Source organism: Bradyrhizobium sp. Unk1, assembly GCF_059512345.1.
On the sequence record NZ_JCAMOP010000009.1, the window covers coordinates 222,336 to 245,290 of the forward strand.

Consider the following 22,955-nt stretch of genomic DNA (forward strand, 5'->3'; position numbering starts at 1 on the left):
GATCGCGAGCTGCGTCGACACTCTGCACACGCAAGCTCCCCCTGCGGGCTCTCCCGGACGTCTCGAGCTCCGGTGTTGCGCGACGAACGCCATACTTTCGTACGTAGGTCGACCACACCGGATGGTGTCCGATTTGACATCTATCGCCTTCGCGCGTGGGCGGATCAGACTTGCCGCGCGCGTCCGCCTGATCGGGATGGATGTTGCACGACAGCCAACAAAACGACGGAGGCCTCAAATGATGCCAAAGGCAATCAACATCTCGGATACGATCAAAGTCAAATCGATCGACACCGGTGGTCAAAGTGCCGGAAATGGCGGCGACGGTACTTTCAAGGGAGCCATCATCAGCAAGCCGACTGTCAACTTCGATCCGACCAACAAGGCGGAAGGTGCCGACGTGCACGTGAACACCGGCGATCACGTCAAACAGACGGCGGATTGGGATGCCGGCGGCGCAAACGCCAAGGCCTCGTATTTTTCGAAGGCCCATGGCGGAGACGCCGAGTCGAACGGAAGCCAGAAATCCTACAGCGGCTACGATACCTCCAAGGTCTACGCCAATACGGATGCCACCCAGATCAACAAGGTCATGGTGGACCAGCACCAGGAAGTTGTGGCCGGCATCGGCGGCGATGGCGGAGACGGCAACGTCGCATGGGGTGGCGGAGTGACCTTCCATCTCGATACGCTCTGACCAGCCGCTCGTCCGACTGGTGGGACCGGCGGCCGCGGCCGCCGGTCCTGGATTTCACGCCAATGATTTACCGATGCCGTTGCCGGATTGCGTTGGCCATCGGTCAAGTGCGCCGGACCTCGATTTCAGGCGGTGACGATCATGCTGATGCCGCCCATCCGGTTGCCTATCCTGCCGCAGATCGGGACGCCACTGCACGCGGCCCTCCGGTCCTGCGCGGGACCGCTCGGTCTCGTGTTCGCGTATAGCTGCAGCTACAACCTGCTTCTGTTCGCGCCCTCCATCTATCTTCTTCAAATCTACGACCGGGTATTGTCGAGCCGGAGCGGCGACACGTTGCTCCTGCTCACGCTCATTGTCGCGATCACGGTGGTCGTCGGGGGCGTGTTCGATGCATTGCGGCGCGCCGTCCTTGGACGCCTTGGTGCCTGGCTCGACGATCGCCTTCGTCCTTGCGTGCTTTCGGCCGGCCTCGAATCGGCGCTTCGCAGCGATTGGACGCAAGCGTCGGGCGCGTATCGGGATCTCACCGTGCTGCGCCAGTTCGTCGAGTCCGGCGCATGTACGATGCTGTTCGACGCGTTCTGGGCGCCCTTGTTCCTCCTTGTCCTCTTTCTGATCCATCCCCTGCTTGGCGTGGTGGGCGCCTGCTGCGTCGCCTTCCTGTTCGCGCTCACGGTTGCCGGAGAGCTGGTCACGGAAGACGCTCTGCTCAGATCCGGCGCCGCGCTGTCCAGCAGCTGCGGCCGCCTCCAGACTGCGGCGAGCAACATCCACATGATCCGCGCCATGGGAATGCTCGATAGCGCTGCGCGCATGATCCACCGTGACGCGCGGCACGCCCGCAGAGAGCACGATGTGGCACTGCGGCGAGGCGAGATCGTCTCACTGGCCACCAAGCCGGTTCGCGCGCTGTCGCAGGTCCTGATCATGGGGGCCGCCGCATGGCTTGTCCTCGATCACGGGAAGAGTCCGGCCATCATCTTTGCTTCCACGCTGATGTTCAGCCGGGCGCTCGCGCCGGTCGAAAGTGCGGTCGCAGGCTGGAAATCACTCGTGACGGCCATGAGCGCCTGTCAGCGGCTCGGCGCACTTCTCGCCGCATTCCCCGTCGCCCGGCAGCAGAGCGCGGAAGTTTCTCCGCTGCAGGCGCGAAGCGGCCTCGTCGTCGACAATGTCGGCGTGAGGCTTGCGGGGACCAACCATCTTCTCCTGAACGGCGTCTCGTTCAGCCTCATGCCCGGAGAATGCCTTGGCATCATCGGTCCGTCCGGGTCGGGCAAGTCCTTGCTCGGCCAGGTGATCGCCGGGCTGTCGATGCCGACGCATGGCCGTGTCGCGCTCGACAATACCGACGTCTCGCTGCTTCGCGAGGGCCTAAAAGGCGACCGTCTCGGATATCTCCCCCAGGACATCAACCTGCTCGGCGACACGATCAACGACATCATCGCACGCCTTGAAGATGCCGACCGGCGCAAGGTCATCGAAGCGGCCAAGCTCGTCGGCATCCATGGGGCGATCATGCGCCTGCCGCTGGGCTACGACACGGTGATTCAGAGCGAAGCAACCTTCTCGCGCGGGTATCGGCAGCGCCTCGGTCTTGCCCGCGCCTTTTTCGGCAGTCCACGCCTCGTCGTTCTCGACGAACCCAACGCCAGCCTCGACTACGGGGGCGAGCGAATGCTCCTGGATGCCATCGAGCACATGAAGCTCGCAGGCGTCATCCTTGTCGTCGTCACCCACAGGATGGGTCTCCTCGCCGCCACGGACAAGATTGCCATCATGGAGGGCGGTGCGGTCGCCGCGTTCGGCGACAGCGAGGACATCTTTGAACGGCACCTGAGCCGACCCCAGGTTACTTCGCAGATAGCGCCATGATCTGGAACTCTCTCACCATCTGGAAACATCCCGCCGTCTCGAGACTTCCCATGATCTGGGGCCAGCTCGTGCGAGCGCCGGCGAGCCCCCCGCCCGCCCGGCGATCTGGCGTCGTGGTGACCGCAATCGACGATTTCGAACCTCTGGAATTTCCATGGTGTTCGACGCCCACGCCGACCTCTCCGCGCGGAAGGCTTCGCGGCATCACCGTCGCGGGCAATCTGATGGTGCTCTGCTTCATGCTGGGGCTTGGGACATGGGCGAGCCTAGCGCCTCTTGAGAGCGCCGCGATCGCGTCCGGCGTCGTGGAATCGGAATCGAGCCGCAAGACGATTCAGCATCTGGAAGGCGGTATCATCAGGAAGATCCTGGTTTCGGATGGCGATATCGTGCGCAGCGGCCAAACGCTGATCGAGCTGGACGACACCCGGGCCGGCTCGGAGATGCAAAGCCTCCAAGGCCAATTTTGGGATGCAGCTGCTCGTGCCGCACGGCTTCAAACCGAGCAGCAGAGATTCGAGAGGATCGCAATCCCGGACGCGCTGGAACAGGACAGCAAGCAGAGCGGGGTGGCTGCCGCTGCGGTGTCGGCGCAGCAATTCATTTTTCAGGCACGCCTGCAGGTTCACGAGTCGCAGCTTGCGGTCATTCGCGAACGAAGGGGTCAAGTCGAGAAGGAAATCCAAGGTCTTAAGGCTCAGGAAACCGCCACCGGGCAGCGCGTCGACATCGTTCGGGAGGAACTGGATATGGTCGCGACCCTCGTCAACAAGGGACTCGAACGGCGGCCGCGGCTTCTGAACCTGCAGCGGGAGCTGGCCGACGTCGAGGGCCGCCGCGGCGAGATCGCCGCGCAGATTGCCCGCGCCGGGCAGGTCATCAGCGAACAGCAGGCCACCCTGTTCAAGCTCGAGAGCGAAAGGCAGAACGAGATCGCACAGTCGCTTCGTGAGGCACAGAACCAGATATTCCAGCTCCGCGAGCGGTTGCTTGCGGCCAGGGACCAGCTATCGCGAACGGAGATCAAGGCGCCCGAGGACGGCGTGATAACCGATCTGCGGATTCATACGGTCGGCGGCGTCATCGCAGCGGGCGCTCCGCTCATGGACCTGGTGCCCCGGCAAGACCGCCTCATCGTGACCGCGCGCCTCAGGCCCGAGGACATCGATGTGGTTCATCCCGGCCTCAATGCCGAGGTTCAACTCGTACCGTACAATCAGCGTCGCGTGCCTCGCCTGAAGGGAACTGTCGTGCACGTATCCGCAGACCGGCTGCTCGACAAGCGTACCGACCAGCCATACTACGCGACCAGGATCCGGATCGACGACGGGCAGATCGTCGCGAACGACATCCAGATCGTCCCCGGCATGCCGGTTCAGGTGTTCATCACGACGGGGCGCGGCACCGTGGCGCTCTACGCGCTCAGGCCCCTGCTCGACAGCTTCCGTGGTGCCTTCAGAGAGGACTAAAGCGCGGTGAGATCGGGGTCGATCGTCATTGCACTTTCCGGGTCCGGATCATGCTTCACGTCTCCCGCATGAGAGCCGCGCCGGGGTCGTGATCGCGACTCTGCGCGGGCAACCGGCCGCGCCAGCGGAGGACGGCTTCCGTGCGATTGTGCGCGGCACATTTCCTCATGATATGCTGGATGTGCATTTTGACCGTGCTTTCCGACAGACCCAATTTGGCGGCGATCAGCTTGTTGGGCAGGCCGAGCTCCAGTTCCGCCAGAACCTGTTGCTCACGAGGCGTGAGATCGGTCACGCTCCTCTCGATAGCCGCTCTGGCTCCATCATTCATCAGATATGCGGGCGTAAGCCCGCGCGCATCCGGCGGCTCGAAGTCCGGTATCCTGTTCATCCCGGCCACGGGCAACGGCCTGTAGACGCCGCCGACAAGAACAAGGCGCAGGCCGGCTATGACGATCTCGATCGGTAGCGAGGTGGAAAGAAAGCCGCGCACGCCCCGCTGCATCGCGGCCTGCACGGTCGGCTCGTCGTCAAGGTTTGACAGGACTGCAACGGCGGCGTTGGGACAACACTCCGCAACGAAGCCGAGATCGTCCTCAACCGAGGGATCGCCGATGGGCTTGTTCGCGATACTCAGCATCACCAGACGAACATCGCGGGCTGACGTGCAGTCCAGGCCTTGGACCGATGCCATGTCAAGGATCTCAAGTTCGTCCAATTCCCGCCTGAGGACGTTCAGAATGCATGTGCGAGGCAACAGGAGCGGCTCGATAATCACCAGAACCGGCAAGTGAAGCGAGCCATTGAGTCGTTTCGAGGTACTGGTTATGTCGTGCATGATTTCCTCGAGATGAAAAGAACTTCCGCGATATTCCCATTCCGTATTGCGTCTCCCCTGCCGCTGCATTCAACCTGAATGCATCATCACGAGAGCGGCGCAGAGCCGCCGTTGGTGCCATATCCACTGCGGGATCACCTGGCGTCTGGGTGGAAATTCTTTCCGCTCAAATCATTTGGACGTGTACCGCGCGGTGGCGCAGTCGACGCATCCTCTATTTGCAGATATTTCGATACGCCGTTGACGCCGCCGACCCTGACTTGCCGTCGACGACATATGCTTCATCCTCCTTCACGAGATACAGAAACGGCGTCTCGTCAGTCTCGCTACCTGACGCGCTTCTTCCTTTCACGCGCCCGCAAATCGTATCGACGCGGCGTCCAAGCATGTTCTTTCGCATTGCGCGCTTCACATCGCTGAATTCGGCCGTTTCCAGATTCCCCATCTGCGTCGCGATCGCAACCTTCGCCTTGTCCAGAGCGGGATCCGACGTTTCCGCGGGCCGTTCGGGTGCCGGGACGCTGATCATCGTCCGCGGGGACGCCGCCTTGGCAAGGTCGGTCGATCCGCGCTTCTTCGGAGATTTCGGAGATGATGTCTTGCCGGGCCTTGCCGGCGTTGCGGAACTCGATCTGACAGCCGCAGGCTCTTGCGCCAACGCCGTCGGCATTGGCTGCGCGGGTTGGGCGACAGCGAAACAGGGGCGTGACGCGCATCCGAGGAAATACCCTCGGGAAGGCGCGAACCAGCCAAAGCCGATCAGCACTCCTGCCAGCACTCCGACAAAAAGCAGTCCCATCCGATTCCCTCCTCAGGAGCTCGGCTCGCACTCGTAACTAGGACTAATTCCGCGCTGGTGATCTATCTGTTGCGCAAAAGCATTAAGCGCCCATTAAGCGCGCGCCGTTGTCCGGCCCATCCATCGACCGGCTCGAATTGCAGGTGAGCAAGGAAGGGCTGAAGCGCTGATCTCAGATCGACCAAATTCGGCAACCCAATACGCCCTGCGCACCCCATCGGTGTCTTTGATCGCATCGCGTGTCGGTGGTATGATGGTGCGCGCTGAAGCCCATGGAAAGTCGAAAGTGTAAGCCAAGGTTGTCGTTTCAATGCGGACCAGGCCCCGACTTCGCGACGTGACCAAGCCCCTGGGCCAAGCGGCGGTGGGCGCGTTGACGATCGGAATATTGCGTACCGCTCGCTATTTCGATCCAACCAAGACCGCCAACTTATTCGCTCGGATCACTCGCTCAATCGGGCCCATGATGCGGGAGCAAAAGACCGGTCGAGCCAATCTAACCGCCGCATTTCCGGAAAGATCGCCTGCGGAGATCGAGACCATTCTCGCAGGCGTCTGGGACAATCTCGGTCGAGTCGGCGCCGAATTCGCGCACCTTGATCACATCTGGAACTACGATTCCGCGCGGCCAGAGGATAGCCGGATCGAAATCGACAAGCGCTCGTATGATCTGTTTACGCAGCTGCGGCTCGACGGGAAACCGGCGCTGATCTTTGCCAGTCATCTCGCTAACTGGGAAATTCCGGCCCTGGCAGCCGTCGCGCACGGGCTGGATACCGCGATCCTGTATCGGCGACCCGACATCGCGTCTGCCGACCGCATCATCCAGGATTTGCGCGCCGTGAAAATGGGCACACTCATTCCAGCGGGTCGTGACGCGCCCTTAAGACTTGCCGAGGCCCTTAAAAGTGGCCAGCACGTTGGAATGCTGGTCGATCAGTATCTGACCAACGGCGTCGAGGTCACTTTCTTCGGCCGCAAGACCCGGGCCAATCCGTTGCTTGCCCGGCTGGTCCGGCAGATTGAGTGCCCAATTCACGGCGTGCGCATCACCCGTCTGCCCGGACAGCGCTTTCGTGGCGAACTGTCTGAAGAAGTGAAGCCGGTCCGCGATGCCGCCGGACAAATCGACATTCAGGGAACGATGCAGGCGGTCACATCGGTCATCGAGGGCTGGATCCGCGAATATCCCGACCAGTGGCTGTGGCTACACCGTCGCTGGCGGTAGCACCTGGCCAACCGCCGTAGCCCTCGGCAGAGGAACATCGTCCAACTCGGCAATGCGGCGGTCAATCTCGCCGATGACGCGTTCCGAGAACGGCCCGAGGTGCATGTACAGCGCCATCAGCATCACTATGTACCGCAGCGCGCCTGGATTGGTCTCGGCGACGTCGACGAAGGTCTTCCAGAACGGCTCACGAACCTTCGGCAAGGCCCGCATGATCTTGTGTACGCTGTCGACGCCGCCAAGCCTTTTGCGCACATCGCCATCCGGAAGATCGCGGCGCCGGTCGGACCGGTCGAGCATGGCTGCGAGACGCGACAGCCGTCCTGCATAGGCTGCCGGACTGTAGACGTGCCCGAGCACGGCCTTGTAATCGGCAAGGATGTCACGAAGCGGACGCTTGGTATCGAAGTTACAGCCGAGCGTGCACTGATCGCCCGCCTGCTCGACGTTCATGAGGTCATGGCCCTGGTGCAAGCGGCCTTCCGCGGCCAACCGCCGTGTAAGCTGCGTCCCAGGCAGCGCATAAAGCAGTCCAACGATGGAGACTGGAATGCTCGCCTCCTCGATGAGGTCGGCCATTGCCTGTCCTATCGAGGCATTTTCGCTATCGAACCCGACGATGAAGCCAGCGGTGACGAACATGCCGTAGCCGTAAATCTTGTGAATGCACTCGGCGATGTTGCGCCTGGTGTTCTGCTTCTTCTTCATCTGCACGAGCGTCTCGGGATCCGGGCTCTCGATGCCGACGAAGATCGCGAAGAAGTTCGCATCCTTCATTGCCTGCAACAACTCGCTGTCGTCCGCGATGTTGATCGAGGCTTCGGTTGAGAACTCGAATGGATAGTCGTGGTCTTCCAGCCAGGCTTTGAGCCGAGGCATCAAGGTGCGGAGGTTCTTCTTGTTGCCGATGAAATTGTCGTCGACGAAATCGACATGCCCGCGATAACCGTGATCGTAGAGGGCCTGCAACTCTGCGAGAATCTGATCGTTGGTCTTGGTACGCGGCACGCGACCATACAACTCGATAATATCGCAGAACTCGCAGGTGAACGGGCAGCCGCGCGAATACTGCAGGCCGATGTACAGATAGTGATCGAAGTTGAGAAGATCGTAGCGAGGCATCGGGCTCAGCGTGACATCTATCGTGAATTTCTCGGCGATGAACACGCCTTTGCGTTCGCCGCTTTCCCAGGCGGCGATGAACTGCTCGATGACATGCTCGGCCTCGCCGATCACCTGAAAATCCGCGTCCGCGTAAAGATGCGGGCTGGAGGAGACGTCCGGCCCACCGACACATACTGGCTTGCCGCGCAGGTGAGCGAGATCGATCAGGTAGATGGCATCCGGTTGCTGGTTGAGCATACCGCCGATCATCACAAGATCGGCCCAATCGAGGTCCGCCTCTGTCAAAGCCTCGGTATTGCGGTTGACGAGCCGGATGTCCCAATGCTTCGGCAACATAGCGGCGACGGTGATCAGGCCGAGCGGCGCCGTTGGATACTTCGCGCCGACGAGTTCGCAGGCCTCCGCATAGTTCCAAAACGAATTCGGAACGAACTTCGGATAGATCATCAGGACGCGGCAGGGGATTGTCATGCTGTCCAGCCCGGGCGTTGATGGCACAATGCCCCGCTGTTTATCGGGGCTCAAGGGTTCGCTTCCGCTCGTCGATAAGGCGTCGAGTGCTGATCGTGGAGGTGTGCAATGCGGTTCAGTTCGCGCACCTCGGCGGTAGTGCATTGCGAAACAATCTAGCCTGACGCGAACATCGCGGACCGTAAGGCTAGCACCAGTATCTGCAGATACGCGTTCTAATTGGATTTTTTTGGGGCACGCATTTTCGATCCAGTTCCGGTGGACGCGTCGTCCCCACGGCAGGGCCAAGCATCCCTGAATGCTTCGATGGCGACGGTGATCCCCGGTTCCTTCACTCGATCCGGATTATTATCAAGATACCGCAGAAAAACCTTGGCACTTTGCAAAGCGCTGCCTTGCGCGGGGGGGCATGCACGCACGTTAGCTGGCAGATTTGGTGAAAAGAGCATCGCAGTCTCGATCATTCCCTCACATACGCCAGCGGACCGAGCTTCGTCCTGATTGCGAAACGAGTTCTGAACAAGCAGTTCGCAAGACTTTTGCGCGTCGGTTGCTTTATCGACAACCGTGGCGCTGGCCTTCCCGATGACCAACAGGATTAGGCCGGCAACAATAATATGAACCCGCATCCGCGTCCCCCGAAACAACGGCGCGATAGCTTACTGCATTCAGTATGCCGCAATAGAGTGGCCGCCCGCGCCGTTCCAGGCGGCTCAGACGGCTTAGCTCAAAAAAAGCGTCTGATCCACCGCGCTCAAATAGGAGCGAAGTGAACTCAGCTCTTCCATTTCCACAAAGCTGAAAGAGCGCTTGTTGACTTGACAACACGCAGCTTTACGCGCCGTGATCACCGCAAAGGTCGGCTACACCGCGATCATGATCGCGAATCAGCATCGGCGGCGACAAGCGTGCTGATGGTACAGATCCCGATCCGGCGCGGAGAGCGTCTATTGTCCTGCCGTGTGTACGCGACGTGCAGAGGTCGATTGATGTTGATGCTCGGCCTCGACGCAGAACCATGGCCTAAGCGGTGACCTTCGTCTGCAACGACAAGTTCTGCGAACCTTCCTCAACTACGCCAAGGAGGACTTCACCCTCAGAACGGTTTCCAACAAGAGCTTAGCCACGACCAAGCGGAGGTGGACTGCCTTGCAGCGCAGCGCCACGGACGTTCCGATGATCTCCCGGCCTATTCATCAACCAAGCGAGGCAGCGCACGAATGTTTGTCGTATCGAACCGCATCCTCAAAGAACAAGCTTGCTTGAATTTCTTGAAGACCTCACCCCTATCCTGACGCAAGGAAAACCGGATGAACTCGGTCCGAGGATTCTAGCCTCGACCGGATTCAAGCTGCACCGTTTTTCGCCCCCCGTTCAGCTCTCTGAGTTTGTTGACGTATTCCTCAGGCTTTAGCAGATGAAACGGAGCGTTGAGGCCCATAAAAGTCGCTATGCGGCCGATAAAGGCAGTACAGTTTGCCGTTGCTGCATTCCAGAGCGGCGAAGACTCCTGCTGGCGCTTGATATAAGCAAAGACCTTCTTGGCGTCTGCCTCAGACAAATAGACGCGATAGCTGGCCGTCAGATATTGCTCGTCAAGATCACCGTAGGTCGCTCCCGTCTCAGAAGGGACAAACATGATGTGTCCCAGGAGATAGGGCACCTCGTCGCCGGCCGGAGCCAGACCAGCGACCTCGACCTTCTTCTCGCTCGTCTTTCCGTACCAGACGAATGCATGACCGTACGTTGCTGCCGTGCGGGCACGAAAATCAACGTAGTAGGGACCCGTGGCGACAGCTCTTCGAGCTGGCTTTACATCGGATATCGACGGCGTAGCAGCAGCCATGCTCGCCGCATGCTTCGTCGCCGAACTGGGGAGAACGTCCCGTTGCTGCTGGTCGGTACGCGCCACGAGTGGTTGCGCGCTACTGATCCCGGTCCCCAAGCCCACAAAGGCCGCCAGCATGGCGGCCTTTGCAAGAAGCTCTAGACCCGGATATTTCCGAATCACTCCCGCCATCCACGAATCCTCTTGGATCCAAGATCCCATGCCACAGGTAGTCTGCTACCCCAAACGAACGCCACTGGCGTACGAATGGATAGTCAGATCAACCCTTGGTCACCAACGGGGCCGGGGCGGCAACCGGATATTTGCCCACCGGGCTCTTACCCACGGGATACTTGCCGATCGGAGCTTTGCCAACGGGCGCCGCGGCGGCAACCGGCTGAGGCCGCGGCAGATCCGCAGCAACTGCGGTTCCCACGAAGGCCAACGAAGCAATTCCCAGTACAACGAATTTCAACATCGGATCTCACCATTGTTCGCGAGCGATTGGATTCACCTGACACGCATAGGAATAACCTGACACTCGCCACGACACCAACGATTAGACCGGGGAGTCGGCGGCTCCGGCAGCTTTTTCTACCGTATGTTGCGGAAATGGCACGCAAATGACGCGTCTGGTTCCTAATCACTCCCGTGGGCACAACGGACGCGCCGGAACCTACCTCAGAGTATCCACGGGAAGACCCGACCGGTCCGCGCCATATACTCGCGATAGCTGTCGCCAAACGCCTGCAACATCATTCGCTCTTCTCTTGCAACGCGGCCAAAGAACAAAATCCCGAAGCCGGCAATGCCTGCAAAACCGGCAATCCAATTCGGCAGCAGCAATGCTTGGGCGATAGCCCACAGCCAAAATGCCGAATACATCGGGTGTCGAACTCTCCGGTAAATCCCTTCCGTCACGAGTTCATGGTTCTCCCGCACGTCGAGACTTACCGACCAATTCCGGCCGAGTGCACGATGTGTCAGGTGAAACACGCTCAAAGCCGCGATCGCAAAGAAAGACCCCAGCCAAGCCAACCAGGGATAAAAGTTGTGATCTGCGAAACGAGGCATCCCTGTCGCTACGTAGACAAGCGGAACAAGTCCGAGTCCCGAAAGTGATGTAAGCAGGAGGGCAATTTCCAGCGGGCCGCGAGCGCTCCGCACAATCCTCGCACGGCGGGAACGCCGCGCGTACTTGTAGCGTATGAGGTACCAGCCGATCGCCAAGGCAACGAAAATGATTTTCGAAATAGTGGGCGTCATTTGAATCAGGCCGCCGCGCCCGGACGACTTGGCAGTTCGCCTTCCGAAAGCGCCGCGCTCGCAATCAGTCCTCCGTCGTCAGCGATCATCGACACGGCGCCATCCGGGGCGAGCGTCTGGGATTTGGCTGAAACAGGTCCGCAAGTCAGCATGAAGTAGTCATACGATGTTCGCTTGTCATTTCCGCTGACGAACTGGTTGTGCAAACGGAAGAAGTGGAGGCGGATGCGTCGATAGATCTCGTCGTCGAGCATTCGACTGAATCTCACGACCCTGACGGTCGCTTCGTTCTCTGTCGACAAGCCCATTTCGGCCATCGGCCGGCTCTTGTAAAAGTTCAACGGGTCGACGAGGGCCTGATAATCGCCCCAGAAGATCGCGCGCGACTTGGCGACGCGTTCCATCGTCGCGCGAAAGCGTGTTGCTTTCGGGTGCAGGCCGACTTTGAGTATGGATGATCCAACGCTCAAGAACGTGACGGGAGTTTTATTCCGACCGAGTTCAGGGTCCTGCTTCAAGGCGCGATCAAGCAGATCAACCGCAAGTACGGCGCCAAGACTGTGCGCTATGACCAAGATTTCGTCTGCGGCAGAGTTGCTCGCCGCAGCCACGAGCTCGGCGGCCAATCTGTCCAGTCTCTGCTCAATTTCCGAATTACCGCATCGAATATACTCGCGAGAAAAAATCCAATCGTCGAACAAGTCGCCCAGGTGGAGCCAGCGCCACGGGCCCGCCAAAACGGCTACGATTCCGAAGAAACCGCCACCGGTAGCGATAGGAATGGATCCGGTGATCTTGAATGCAGCCACGCCAATCAAAAAGGCGGCCGCGATGAGCAATCCGAACGTGACGAATGGATAGAGAAAGAAAAGTGCGTAGCGCCAATTGGTCAGCAAGTACCGCCAAAGAGTGCCGGTCAGAACGAAATCCAGAAACGCAAGACTCCCGACGGAAATGCGTGAGCCAATGCTTCGACCCCCGAAGGCCTCAATTACGTCGTGCCATCGGACCAGACGGTAATCGGTTTCGACGAGCCAATCGGGGCCAGTTGTCGTCACATTCCATCGTATCTGGTCGGCGGTATCATGCAAACCGTCAACGGCCGCTTTCACTGACCAAGTACGTTGGAACCTCGCAATTTCGCGCACAAAGCGTCGTTGCGCGCTGGCATGCGACGTGATTGGATCATAGCCGCCGATATGGAATACCAACCGTTTCGCTACAGGCTTGCCGGACATTGTCTTATCCCCGGACTCATGCGTGCTGCTCGCTCCCCACACGTCAATCGACCTGCAATCAAAGACAGACGTTTGAAGCCAAGGGTTGTCAAGAGAGAATCGACCAGTTATTGGGGAACATGGGTCGATTTGTTCTGCCATGCGTAAGCCGAACCGCTCGAACAATGGCGTCGATCGGTGCTGCCGTGATTGTCGGTTTGTCCAGCATAGCGCCCTCTCAAGCGCAGGACGAGGCATCATCTGGCGAGAGATGCCTTGCTGCAAATTTGGATGTCTCGCTGGGCGCACAATTGCCGCGCACGGCGGCGCGCTTGAGATCTGGTGCGCCGCTAAAGATTGTCGCGATCGGATCATCGTCGACGGTGGGGCTCTGGGTACTTCGGTCCGCGGCCACATATCCGCAGGTGATGCGCCGAGAACTCTCGAGGCTTAGATCCAACGCAACGATCGAGGTCATCAACAGCGGTCGAGTCGGCGATACGATTCCGAACAACATCGCGCGGTTCGAGCGTGACGTTTTCGCACACACTCCTGATCTCGTTATCTGGCAATTAGGTACCAATGACGTCGCCTGGGGTGGCCGACCGGACCAAGGGCTCAAAAGAAACGTTCTTGAAGGGGTAAGGGCACTTAAGGCGGGGTCTGCCGATGTCGTGTTGATGGATCTGCAATATGCGCCACAGGTGCTCGCCTCAGCTGGCTATTCGACAATGGAGGACATCATCATCGATGTCGCAAAACAAGAACGGGTCGGGCTATTCTCTCGTTTTGCGCTGATGCGAAACTCGGTCAGTGCCGGAGTTGCGCAAAGCGCGCTTGTAACGTGGGACGGATTGCACAACACCGCCGATGGTTATGATTGCATTGGACGAGCCCTTGCCCGAGCAATCTCAACGAGTGCGCGTTGAGAGGCCCGAGCTCAAGCGAATCGAAGTCTGTGGGTTCGCATGAGTTTGGGCACCGGCCGTGACAGCGATGCCGAGCGTACAGATGCCCACCAACGCGAACAAAGACCAATTATCGTCGACAATCACCGCATCTCTCGCAACGGTGACAGTAACTCGCGCCGACGCTGTCAGGAGGTGCGCTCATGCACCATTATGCCAGCCAACTTGTTGACCTATTACTGGTGCTTGTCGCCGCGTGGATGGTGCCAACCACCATCTTTATTATCTACGCCTATTTCGCTCGTCTTAAGAATCCGGTCACCGAATCGGTCTTTGGACGTGCGGTGATCATATCCTTGTTCATCATAACCACGTCGATCTGGCTCCCGATAATTCTGGCCGCCATAGTCCTATCACTGATCGGTCATTTGTGGTTCCGCTTCAGGGGACAGCTACGCAAGTAGCTGGATGTTGCTAGAGGCGAAAAAGATAGGGTCGAATTAGAGCGCCCCTCGACAAACTAAAAAAGGGAAGCGAAGCAATGTCCGCGTTTCTCCCAGTTCTGACGATGGTTGCTATCAATTTTATAACAATCGCCACGGCTGCAGAATGGCGACCGCAGTTTCTCTCAGCGTGCCGAAACGGTTGCGCGCAGCAAGGCGGCTTTTCGACGGACGCTTGCTTGCAGATTTGCATCTGCATGGCTTCAGAATTGGAAACGAAGTTTAGTACCGAGACTCTCGGCTCCATTGATCCCCCGAGTGCTGAGCAACTACACCAAACTAACGAAATCAGAATGCTTTGCGTCCGGCGAGTACTAGGACGTTAGAGCTGTTGCCAATGGCTCGGTGGTCATCAGCTTGACCCTGACGTACCTCTCCGTCTTTCCATAGACGCAAAATTGGTTGCCCCGGCTGCTCGAGGACAATATCGCGCCGACGGCGCATCCGAGTTCTCCTTGCGAGACCATCTCGGCCCTGAGCTCGAAGATGGCCTTTGAACCGATGCTCACATCGTTGAGCGCGCAGCTCACGCAATCGATCTGTACCAAGCAGCTCACGCAATCGATCTGTACCAAGTGGTCTGCGCGCTGTACTTCAGCGCGCGAAGGTACAGAACATGGACAAGCGCATGATCATGAAAGTTTGATTTTCACGCGAGTTTATCAGGCGGATCAAGCCGATTTCGCAACTGCGGGGCCCGTTCTGATCCCCAAACGTCCCAAGTCGTTGATCTTATTTGGTGGGCGCACCAGGGCTCGAACCTGGGACCCGCTGATTAAGAGTCAGCCCCGGGCTGAAAACAATCAATGACTTAGTGGTCGCACCGCCGGGCTTATCCGGCGGAAAATGGGCATTCGTCGCACGACCTTCTAGCTGGCATCTTGCCGTCGGTGACCGGCGTGGGCGTGCTCACCGGAGCCGCGCCAAACCCAGTGATGGTCAACTTCCTGACCGGCGCCGGTCAGCCTCAGGTCGGGTAAGGGAGAGAAGCCGAGCGCCAAGATTAACAGAAAGACGAGCGCGACCGCGATCTATAGATTCGGGCCTGACCTCCATCCCGCGAAGTTCAGACAGGATGGCGCGCTCGGCCGCAAAATTTGGTCTCCCGGAACGGGTGAGGGCGTATGGCCACTCGCAAAATTTACTGCTGTTTTGGAGGCCGCCCCGATCGAGAAAAGCGACCCGCTGTTCGGGTTGACGCTCGGCAAGGCCTTTGGCCTGCTCCGTCGAAAAGCGCCCCTTGCACAGCGTCGGATAGCCGGCCGGCTCGCTGGGTTCGAACCGGTTGATGGTGAAGCCGCCCAGCCGCGACGTCGTTCCCTGCGGCGTCTGCTCGTAGGCCACGTGGCTTGCGGGCGAGCAGACGCCCTGCATGTTCGGCGACTTGCCGGTGGCATAGGAGGACAGCGAGCAGCGTCCTTCCGCCATCACACAGAGGCCGCCAAACACGAAGACCTCGGTCTCGCAAGCCGCCTCGCGCGAGATCTCCGCGATCTCCGGCACGCTGAGGACGCGGGGCAGCACCACGCGGCGGGCGCCAAAGGTCTCGACATAGAAGGCAATGGCGTCCGGGTTTGCGGCCGCCGCCTGCACCGAGACATGCAGGCGCTGGTTTGGATGGCGCCTCGCTGTGTAGTCCATCAGGCCGATGTCGGCGAGGATCAGCGCATCGGCGTCGGCACTCACCGCATCGTCCACAGCGCGCTGCCACAGCTCGACTCTGGAAGCACGCGGAAAGGTGTTGATGGCAACCAGCACCTTCGCGTCGCTTCTATGCGCGAGCGCGATCCCCCTGCGCAGCTCGTCGCGGCTGAAATTCAAGCCCGGAAAGTTACGCGCATTGGTTTCGTCGTTGAATCCGCAATAGACCGCTTCGGCGCCGGCATCGATGGCGCTCTTCAGCGCAGCCGGGGTACCGGCGGGGCAGATCAGCTCCATCATTTGAACGGCCTCCGCGACCCGCCGATCAGGCTGTCGCGCGCCGCCTCCAGCGCGCGCCTTGCGGGGCCAGCCAGCGGGCCGAGCAACGAGGACAGCTCCGCCGCGAGATCGAGCTGAGCGTCGTCGATTGCATTGCGCAACGCGAGCACCGCCTCGATATCGCCCTCGATCACGAGCTCGCGCGAGAACATCAATGCGTCGCCGTCGACCTTTCCTTCGAGCAGGGCCAGCAGATTGGCGAGCGAGGCGGAGATGCGCGCATCCAGATCACGCGGCAGGTCGCGCACCACCGTAAGGTGTGGCGGCGCCGCCTCGACGACGAAGGCGAACGGCAGGTCGGTTGGTCTGATGCCGAACCGCGCGCGCGAATGCTCGCCAAGCCGATCGAAGATCGCGGGATTGCGCTGGCATATCCGCTGCAAGAAGCCTGATAGAACGCGCTGCAGCGGAAGCAGCGGCAAGGGACGCATCGCGACAGCGACAAGTGGCGGGATGACCGGCAAAGGGCCGGACGGCGCAACGGACGGAGCATTCATGGGATCAAATCTGGACGGATTGTGCGCGGATGTATTTGAGCCGGTACAATGAAGGCGGAAATCATCCCGGCTAGCTCTGCCTATTCTAGAGGAGTTCGTTCACTTGCAGCGTGATGTCCCGCGCTTTCGAGAATTGTCCGACTTCCTGCGCTTCATCGAGAGCAAGGGGCAGTTGCGACGTATTCGCGAGAGAGTCTCGGTGGTCCATGAGATCACCGAAATCCACCGCCGGGTGCTTGGCGAGCACGGGCCTGCACTATTGTTCGAGCAGCCGATCAAGGCCGACGGCACGCCGTCCGAGATGCCGCTTCTCACCAACGTCTTCGGCTCGGTCGAACGCATCGCGTGGGGTATGGGAATTACGCCGGATCGCCTCGATGAGCTCGGCGCGCCGATGGCCGAACTGCGCGCGCCGCGCCCGCCGCACGGATTGCGGGATGCCTGGGACAAGCTTCCGCTGGCGCGCGCCGCGCTCGCGACCCGGCCCCGCACGCGCGCAGCCGCGCCGGTCCACGACTGCGTCGCCATGGGCGACGACATCGACCTCGGCAGGCTGCCGGTGCAGATCTGCTGGCCGGGCGAACCCGCGCCGCTGATCACTTGGCCGCTTGTCATCACGGTGCCACCGGAATCGGCAGCCGCCGATCAGGAAGAGAATGTCGGCGTCTACCGTATCCAGGTGCTCGGCCGCAACCGCACCATTATCCGCTGGCTCGCTCACCGCGGCGGCGCACGCCATCACCGCGAGTGGAAAGCACTCGGCCGCGACATGCCGGTGGCGGTCGTCATCGGCGCCGATCCCGCGACCGTCCTGGCTTCCGTGCTGCCGCTGCCCGAGACGATCTCCGAACTGCGGCCGCAGCCGAGATCGTGATCGAGGGTTTTGTTTCGGCAACCGAAACGGCGCCCGAGGGCCCCCACGGCGATCACACCGGCTACTACAACTCGGTCGAGGACTTTCCGGTCATGCGCGTCACCGCCGTGACCGGCCGGCGCCAACCGATCTATCTCTCGACCTTTACCGGCCGCCCGCCGGACGAGCCATCGCGGATCAGCGAGGCGCTGAACCGACTGTTCGTGCCGCTGATCCGGCAGCAATTTCCCGAAGTGGTCGACTGTTTTCTGCCGCCGGAGGCCTGCTCATATCGCATCGCGATTGCGGCGATCAAGAAGCGCTATCCGGGCCAGGCGCGACGGCTGATGCTCGGCCTGTGGTCGATGCTCCCGCAGTTCAGCTATACGAAATTGCTGATCGTGGTCGACGACGATATCGACATTCGCGACTGGCGCGCGGTGATGTGGGCGGTCTCGACTCGCAGTGACAGCTCGCGCGACCTGGTGACGCTGACCGACACGCCGATCGACTATCTCGACTTTGCTTCTCCAAAATCCGGACTCGGTGGCAAGCTCGGCATCGATGCCACCACAAAAATCCCGCCGGAGACAGAACGGCTCTGGGGCGAACCGCTCGCGATGGATCCCGACGTGATCGCGCGGGTCGATGCAATGTGGTCGCGCCTCGGCCTCATGGACGTCGCACGGGAATTGGCATGAGCGAGCGGCTGGGCGTCATCGTCGGCATCAGCGGGGCCTCAGGCGCTGCAATCGGCGCTCGCATTGTCGAACGGCTCGCGGAAGATCCGCGTTGCGCCCTCCACCTCGTGATCTCGCCGGCAGCGGAGCGCACGCTTGCCGAGGAGGTGGACGCCAACGCGCCGGCGCGTCTGCGCGGCCTGGCCTTTCGCTACCATGCTCACCATGACATCGGTAGCTGCATCGCCAGCGGCTCGTTTCCGATTCACGGGATGATCGTGGCCCCCTGCTCGATCCGTACGCTCTCCGCCATCGCCTGGGGGCAACTCGACAATCTGCTGGTACGCGCTGCCGACGTGCAGCTCAAGGAGCGGCGCCGCTTGGTGCTCCTGGCGCGTGAAAGCCCGCTGCATCTCGGCCATCTCCGCACGATGGCGCAGGTGACTGAAAGCGGTGCAATCCTCGCGCCACCGCTACCGGCTTTCTATCTCAAGCCGCAGTCTCTGGCTGAGGTGGTCGACCAGATCGCCTGCCGCGCCATCAATCTCCTGGACCTGCCCGGCGTGTCGGCGCCAGCGCAGGCATGGGCCGGCGAAGATAATAGCGCGCGCCGCCCAATTCCCTAATGCTGCGCCGCACTACAGCGCGCCTAGCCCGGACTCTCGAACAGATCGAGCCGCGGCCAAGCGGAACTTCGATCGCTACCTTTGCTAGAACCATTCAAAAAGTATAGGTTGATCTGGTCAACGGGCTTGAGAGAAAGGCCTGGGACGTTAGGGACGTGGGACGCTGAAGGGGTTGCTTGATCGGAAGGCGCGGTCGTCTTCACGGCGGGTGCGACGGATATGGAATCCGATTCAGACGGCCGTCACGGCGGCCTGGAAGGGTCTTACCGTCGGACTTTGCGTGAGCCGAACCGGCAGTTGCGGCAGGCACTCCCCCGCATTCAGGTGAATGATCGCAGGGCCCGTCATGAGCGGGTCCAGCACCTTTCACGTCGGAGGAGCCGGGATGGACCAACGAGAAGTGCTGGCGGCGTGGGAGAAGTTCGTCGAGCGCGGAGCGTTGTCATCCGACTTGAGATCATCGGTCGCAGCGTCGTGGCAGCGATCCAGGAACCATCGCGTCACCGTCGACCGTGCGCGAGCGCCGCTCGTCGCGGACGCCGAGTTGTTCCGTCATCGCTCCAAATACGCGTCGCTCCGTCATGCCGCCCGCTGCGCTCTCGAGAATTCGAAAACATTTCTGTGCGATGCAAACTCAATCATGATCCTCACCGATCCGAGTGGGCTGATCATCGATACACAGGGCGACGACAGGGTCATCGACGCCGGCCGCGCAGTCCATCTCGAACACGGAGGTCGCTGGAGCGAGGCCGACATCGGCACCAACGCGATTGGCGCCGCGATAGCGGAATCGAAACCTGTCCAAATTCACGGTACAGAGCATTTCTGCTCGGAGGTGCAGCGGTGGACTTGCGCTGCCGTCCCGGTTCATGACCCGACCGATGGCGAACTGCTTGGCGTGGTCGACATCTCGGGTCCTGCAAGCACCTTCAACCCGCAGAGCCTGGCTTTGGCCGTCGCGGTCGGCCATCACGTGGAAAGCGTTCTGGCCCAATCAGTCCGACAGGAACATGAGGAGTTGCTGTGCCGCTTTCTCGGCAAGAGATCGCAATGGGCGAACGATGAATGCATCGTGCTCGATCGTCGTGGCATGATCCTCCACGCCACCGAGCGTGCTCTGAACGCACTCCAGCATGATCGCCACGGCATTCACAACGACGCGCCAACCCGCTTTTTGAAGACCGTTCCCTTCGATGAGTGGCCGGGCAGGTTGAAGGAGCTGCTTCCCAACGCGAGCTTTAACTTCGTCGAAAACGAACGCTCCGGCATCGGCGCCATCGTGGTGCTGCATGCGCGACGACGCCAGTTGATCACGCATCGCGATGTCCAGAAATCGAGATCCGGATCTGACGGCCGCGAGACCGCGAGCTCATCATCTGCCCGAAAGGATTCAAAGCCGGAACCACGGTCTCTTCAGAGCATGGCCGCCGGCTTCGTTGCGCGCGACCCCGCGGTCCGAGCCATCGTCCGTCAAGTCGAGACCGCGGCAGCACGCAAGATGCCCATCCTCATCCGCGGCGAGACCGGAACCGGCAAGGAACAGCTTGCCCGCCACGCCCATATGGCGAGTGGGCGAACCGGCGCGTTCATCCCTGTGAATTGCGCCGCCCTGCCGGAAAGCCTGATCGAGAGCGAGCTGTTTGGCTATGCCGAGGGAGCATTCACCGGCGCGCGGCGCGGCGGCGCGATTGGACTGGTCAAGGAGGCCGACGGCGGCACGCTGTTCCTTGACGAGATCGGCGACATGCCCGTCGCGCTGCAAGCGGTGCTTCTGCGCCTGCTCGACGACTGGACCGTGCGTCCTGTCGGCGGCGTCAGATCGAAGGTCGATGTCTTTCTCATCTCCGCCACCAACGCCAGGTTGGACAAGGCCATCGCCGAAGCCCGATTCCGATCCGACCTGCTCTATCGTCTCAATACGCTCGAGGTCAACCTGCCGCCACTCCGAGATCGCACCGACTTTGATGCCATCGTTCGCCATCTGCTCAATGCGATCGACCCGAATTGCGAAATCACGCGGACGGACATTGCGCATCTCGCCGCACGTCCCTGGCCTGGCAACGTCCGCGAGCTACGCAACGTTCTGGCGCGATTCACCCTTGCCGCCGCGGACGGCTCTATCAACGAAGCCAGCGCGGAGAACATCGTTCCACTCCCTGGAACGGAGTCCGGATCGCTCCACGACATCCACCGCGCGCGAATCCTTGTGGTGTATGCCGAGACCGCCGGAAACGTCAGCGAAACCGCGCGACGCCTCGGCGTCTCAAGAAACACCATCTATCGCGCACTGGGGCAGAAGAAGCCCGAGTGATGCCACAGTGCCTCGAAGCACCGATGCTGCGAGTATCGCAGCATGCCCAGTTATGGATAGAGCCCGGTCGCTTCGAACCGATGACCGGTTCCGTTCAAAGCAGCTCAGCACCACCACCTCGGGCCGGGCCAGCGGTCGGATCGTAATCATCCGGCTTCTTGGCAATCAAGGTCTGCGTCGTCAGGATCAGTCCGGCCACCGATGCCGCATTGCGAACCGCGCTGTAGCAAACCTTGACCGGGTCGATGATGCCAGCTTCGACAAGATCGACCGCCGAGCCATTGCGCACGTCGAGCCCGTGGCCATTCGTGGCCTTGGCAATCCTCGCAACTTCCGCCTCTCCGTTCAAGCCGGCATTGGCGGCAATGTAGAAAAGCGGCCGGCTGAGCGCGCGTTGCAGCAGCTCGGCGCCCTGCCTGGCGCCTCCGTCCAGACGATTGATCAATTCGTCGAGCCTTGCAGCGATCCTGAGCAAGGCCACTCCGCCGCCCGGCACAATGCCTTCTTCGATCGCGGCGCGGGTCGCGTTGATCGCATCCTCGATCAGCTGGGTCCGGCGTTTTTGCTCGACCGGCGTCGCGCCGCCGGCAAGAATCATCGCTGTGCCGCCGGACAGTTTTGCGATGCGCTCCTGGAACTTGTCCCGCTCAATATTTTCGGGAGCGACATCGTATTGGCGCAACACCTGCTCGCGTCGCGCCGCGATCGTCTTCTGATCGCCACCTCCAGCCGTGATCAGGGTCTTCGAGGCGGAAATGCGCACTTGGCGCGCGGACCCAAGGTCGTGCAGCTCCACCTTCTCGAGCCTTCCGCCTAGATCAGCCGAGATAACGCGCCCTCCGGTCGTGATCGCGATATCCTCGAGCATCGCCTTGCGCCAATGGCCGAACTCCGGCGGATGAATCGCGGCGACCTTGAAATTGGATTTCTCCCGACGCGCCAGCAATTGCATGATGACCGATGGCGCCACTTCCTCGGCGATGATCAGCAAAGGTCGCCCGCTCTTCTCGATGAGCGAGATCACACCAGCCAGTTGCTCCCCGGTCTGGATCTTGAGATCGGTCATGATGATGAACGGACTGTCGAGAACCACCTGCATTTTCTCGACATCGGTGACCATGTGATGTGAAAGATAACCACGATCGAAGGCCATGCCTTCAACGATTTCCAGCGTCGTCTCGACCGTGTTGCCAAATTCCACCGCGACGATTCCGTGATTGCCGGCGCGCTCGAAGGCTTCGCCGACCATGTCGCCAAGCGCCGTGTCGTTGGCGGCAATGCTCGCAACAGCCCGCAGGCCAGCAGACCCCTGCAGCGGTCTCGCCGACCGTCGTAACGCCGTGATGGTCTCACTAACCGCCAGCTCCAGCCCTTCAACCAGCTCGACCGGATTGGCGCCGGCCGCCAAACATTTCAGGCCTTCCTGCACAAGAACATCGGCCAACACGGTGGCCGTGGTGGTGCCGTCCCCCGCCACCTCATTGGTTCGCGCTGAAACCTCACGCAACACCTGCGCGCCCATATTCTCAAACGGGCATTCAAGTTCGATTTCGCTGGCAATGCTGACGCCATCGCGCGACACGATCGGCGTGCCGATCGGTCGGTCCATGATCGCGTTCATGCCCCTCGGACCCAGCGTTCCGCGTACCGCCTTGGCGAGCTTGGCGACGCCCCGACCCAGCGCGGCCCGCGCAGCTTCATCGTGCAACATAATCTTCGGCATTCTATATCCCCGACTTTGCCTTGAGGTCGTCTGGTCTGGACTTATTATCGATGCTGCG

Annotated in this window: 20 protein-coding genes and 1 pseudogene; 10 read left to right on the forward strand and 11 right to left on the reverse strand. The window is 60.7% G+C overall.

Features of this window, described 5'->3' with window-relative positions:
• Window positions 1–121: 121 nt before the first annotated feature.
• The 3 genes from AC5ZFO_RS14265 (at window position 122) to AC5ZFO_RS14275 (ending at window position 4,044) form a co-directional block, all read left to right on the forward strand.
• Window positions 122–697, forward strand: coding sequence for a hypothetical protein (locus AC5ZFO_RS14265; protein ID WP_496122173.1), 576 nt, complete (start codon window positions 122–124; stop codon window positions 695–697).
• Between the two features lie 141 nt (window positions 698–838).
• Window positions 839–2,575, forward strand: coding sequence for a type I secretion system permease/ATPase (locus AC5ZFO_RS14270; RefSeq protein ID WP_496122174.1), 1,737 nt, complete (start codon window positions 839–841; stop codon window positions 2,573–2,575).
• A 116-nt stretch (window positions 2,576–2,691) separates the two neighbouring features.
• On the forward strand, window positions 2,692–4,044 hold the full coding sequence (locus AC5ZFO_RS14275; RefSeq protein ID WP_496122175.1) for an HlyD family type I secretion periplasmic adaptor subunit: 1,353 nt from the start codon (window positions 2,692–2,694) through the stop codon (window positions 4,042–4,044).
• Between the two features lie 55 nt (window positions 4,045–4,099).
• Here AC5ZFO_RS14275 and AC5ZFO_RS14280 read toward each other — a convergent pair whose 3' ends face one another.
• Together AC5ZFO_RS14280 and AC5ZFO_RS14285 are read right to left on the reverse strand one after the other, a co-directional pair.
• Window positions 4,100–4,882 (reverse strand): response regulator transcription factor, encoded by a 783-nt coding sequence (locus AC5ZFO_RS14280; RefSeq protein ID WP_282523960.1) that lies wholly within the window; start codon window positions 4,880–4,882, stop codon window positions 4,100–4,102.
• Between the two features lie 214 nt (window positions 4,883–5,096).
• Window positions 5,097–5,681, reverse strand: coding sequence for a hypothetical protein (locus tag AC5ZFO_RS14285; protein WP_496122176.1), 585 nt, complete (start codon window positions 5,679–5,681; stop codon window positions 5,097–5,099).
• A 310-nt stretch (window positions 5,682–5,991) separates the two neighbouring features.
• Between AC5ZFO_RS14285 and AC5ZFO_RS14290 the strand changes: the two genes are divergently transcribed.
• Window positions 5,992–6,909 carry a lipid A biosynthesis lauroyl acyltransferase gene (locus AC5ZFO_RS14290; RefSeq protein ID WP_282523962.1) on the forward strand — a complete coding sequence of 306 codons (918 nt, stop codon included), beginning with the start codon at window positions 5,992–5,994 and terminating at the stop codon, window positions 6,907–6,909.
• Here AC5ZFO_RS14290 and AC5ZFO_RS14295 read toward each other — a convergent pair.
• The 6 genes from AC5ZFO_RS14295 to AC5ZFO_RS14320 form a co-directional block, all read right to left on the reverse strand.
• A complete protein-coding gene (locus AC5ZFO_RS14295; RefSeq protein WP_282524001.1) occupies window positions 6,889–8,505 on the reverse strand; it encodes a B12-binding domain-containing radical SAM protein in 1,617 nt (538 codons plus the stop codon). The two genes, AC5ZFO_RS14290 and AC5ZFO_RS14295, sit on opposite strands and share 21 nt — an antisense overlap.
• A 215-nt stretch (window positions 8,506–8,720) precedes the next feature.
• Window positions 8,721–9,134: a Rap1a/Tai family immunity protein gene (locus AC5ZFO_RS14300; protein ID WP_282523963.1), complete on the reverse strand. Its 414-nt coding sequence runs from the start codon at window positions 9,132–9,134 to the stop codon at window positions 8,721–8,723.
• Between the two features lie 701 nt (window positions 9,135–9,835).
• Entirely contained in the window at window positions 9,836–10,525 is a 690-nt protein-coding gene (locus tag AC5ZFO_RS14305; protein WP_282523964.1) for a hypothetical protein, read from the reverse strand.
• Between the two features lie 88 nt (window positions 10,526–10,613).
• Complete coding sequence (locus AC5ZFO_RS14310) at window positions 10,614–10,811, reverse strand: hypothetical protein (RefSeq protein ID WP_282523965.1); 198 nt, start codon at window positions 10,809–10,811, stop codon at window positions 10,614–10,616.
• Between the two features lie 203 nt (window positions 10,812–11,014).
• Complete coding sequence (locus tag AC5ZFO_RS14315; RefSeq protein ID WP_282523966.1) at window positions 11,015–11,599, reverse strand: protein-S-isoprenylcysteine O-methyltransferase; 585 nt, start codon at window positions 11,597–11,599, stop codon at window positions 11,015–11,017.
• A gap of 5 nt (window positions 11,600–11,604) precedes the next feature.
• Window positions 11,605–12,837, reverse strand: a complete 1,233-nt coding sequence (locus AC5ZFO_RS14320) for a hypothetical protein (protein ID WP_282523967.1) — start codon at window positions 12,835–12,837, stop codon at window positions 11,605–11,607.
• 164 nt (window positions 12,838–13,001) lie between these two features.
• On the opposite strand from AC5ZFO_RS14320, the gene AC5ZFO_RS14325 reads away from it, so the two are divergent.
• The 3 genes from AC5ZFO_RS14325 to AC5ZFO_RS14335 all read left to right on the forward strand — a co-directional run bounded on the left by AC5ZFO_RS14325 (window position 13,002) and on the right by AC5ZFO_RS14335 (window position 15,037).
• Window positions 13,002–13,745, forward strand: a complete 744-nt coding sequence (locus AC5ZFO_RS14325) for an SGNH/GDSL hydrolase family protein (protein ID WP_282523968.1) — start codon at window positions 13,002–13,004, stop codon at window positions 13,743–13,745.
• 182 nt (window positions 13,746–13,927) lie between these two features.
• Window positions 13,928–14,188, forward strand: coding sequence for a hypothetical protein (locus tag AC5ZFO_RS14330; RefSeq protein ID WP_282523969.1), 261 nt, complete (start codon window positions 13,928–13,930; stop codon window positions 14,186–14,188).
• A gap of 525 nt (window positions 14,189–14,713) precedes the next feature.
• Window positions 14,714–15,037, forward strand: a complete 324-nt coding sequence (locus tag AC5ZFO_RS14335; protein WP_496122177.1) for a hypothetical protein — start codon at window positions 14,714–14,716, stop codon at window positions 15,035–15,037.
• A 129-nt stretch (window positions 15,038–15,166) separates the two neighbouring features.
• Here AC5ZFO_RS14335 and AC5ZFO_RS14340 read toward each other — a convergent pair whose 3' ends face one another.
• Together AC5ZFO_RS14340 and ubiT are read right to left on the reverse strand one after the other, a co-directional pair.
• Window positions 15,167–16,165, reverse strand: a complete 999-nt coding sequence (locus AC5ZFO_RS14340; RefSeq protein WP_282524002.1) for a peptidase U32 family protein — start codon at window positions 16,163–16,165, stop codon at window positions 15,167–15,169.
• On the reverse strand, window positions 16,165–16,704 hold the full coding sequence (gene ubiT / locus AC5ZFO_RS14345) for a ubiquinone anaerobic biosynthesis accessory factor UbiT (protein WP_282523971.1): 540 nt from the start codon (window positions 16,702–16,704) through the stop codon (window positions 16,165–16,167). The genes AC5ZFO_RS14340 and ubiT overlap by 1 nt, the downstream gene beginning before the upstream one ends.
• Before the next feature lie 199 nt (window positions 16,705–16,903).
• On the opposite strand from ubiT, the pseudogene AC5ZFO_RS14350 reads away from it, so the two are divergent.
• The 3 genes and pseudogenes from AC5ZFO_RS14350 to AC5ZFO_RS14360 form a co-directional block, all read left to right on the forward strand.
• Window positions 16,904–18,258 (forward strand): annotated as a pseudogene (locus AC5ZFO_RS14350) (UbiD family decarboxylase); the annotation flags it as partial.
• The gene (locus tag AC5ZFO_RS14355; protein ID WP_496122178.1) at window positions 18,255–18,863 is read left to right on the forward strand and encodes a UbiX family flavin prenyltransferase; all 609 of its coding nucleotides are present in this window, start codon (window positions 18,255–18,257) and stop codon (window positions 18,861–18,863) included. The pseudogene AC5ZFO_RS14350 and the gene AC5ZFO_RS14355, both read left to right, overlap by 4 nt.
• A 385-nt stretch (window positions 18,864–19,248) precedes the next feature.
• Complete coding sequence (locus tag AC5ZFO_RS14360) at window positions 19,249–21,174, forward strand: sigma-54-dependent Fis family transcriptional regulator (protein ID WP_404979852.1); 1,926 nt, start codon at window positions 19,249–19,251, stop codon at window positions 21,172–21,174.
• Window positions 21,175–21,268: 94 nt separating this feature from the next.
• Here the strand turns inward: AC5ZFO_RS14360 and AC5ZFO_RS14365 are convergent, their stop codons facing one another.
• Window positions 21,269–22,897, reverse strand: coding sequence for a molecular chaperone GroEL (locus AC5ZFO_RS14365; protein WP_496122179.1), 1,629 nt, complete (start codon window positions 22,895–22,897; stop codon window positions 21,269–21,271).
• Window positions 22,898–22,955: the final 58 nt, after the last annotated feature.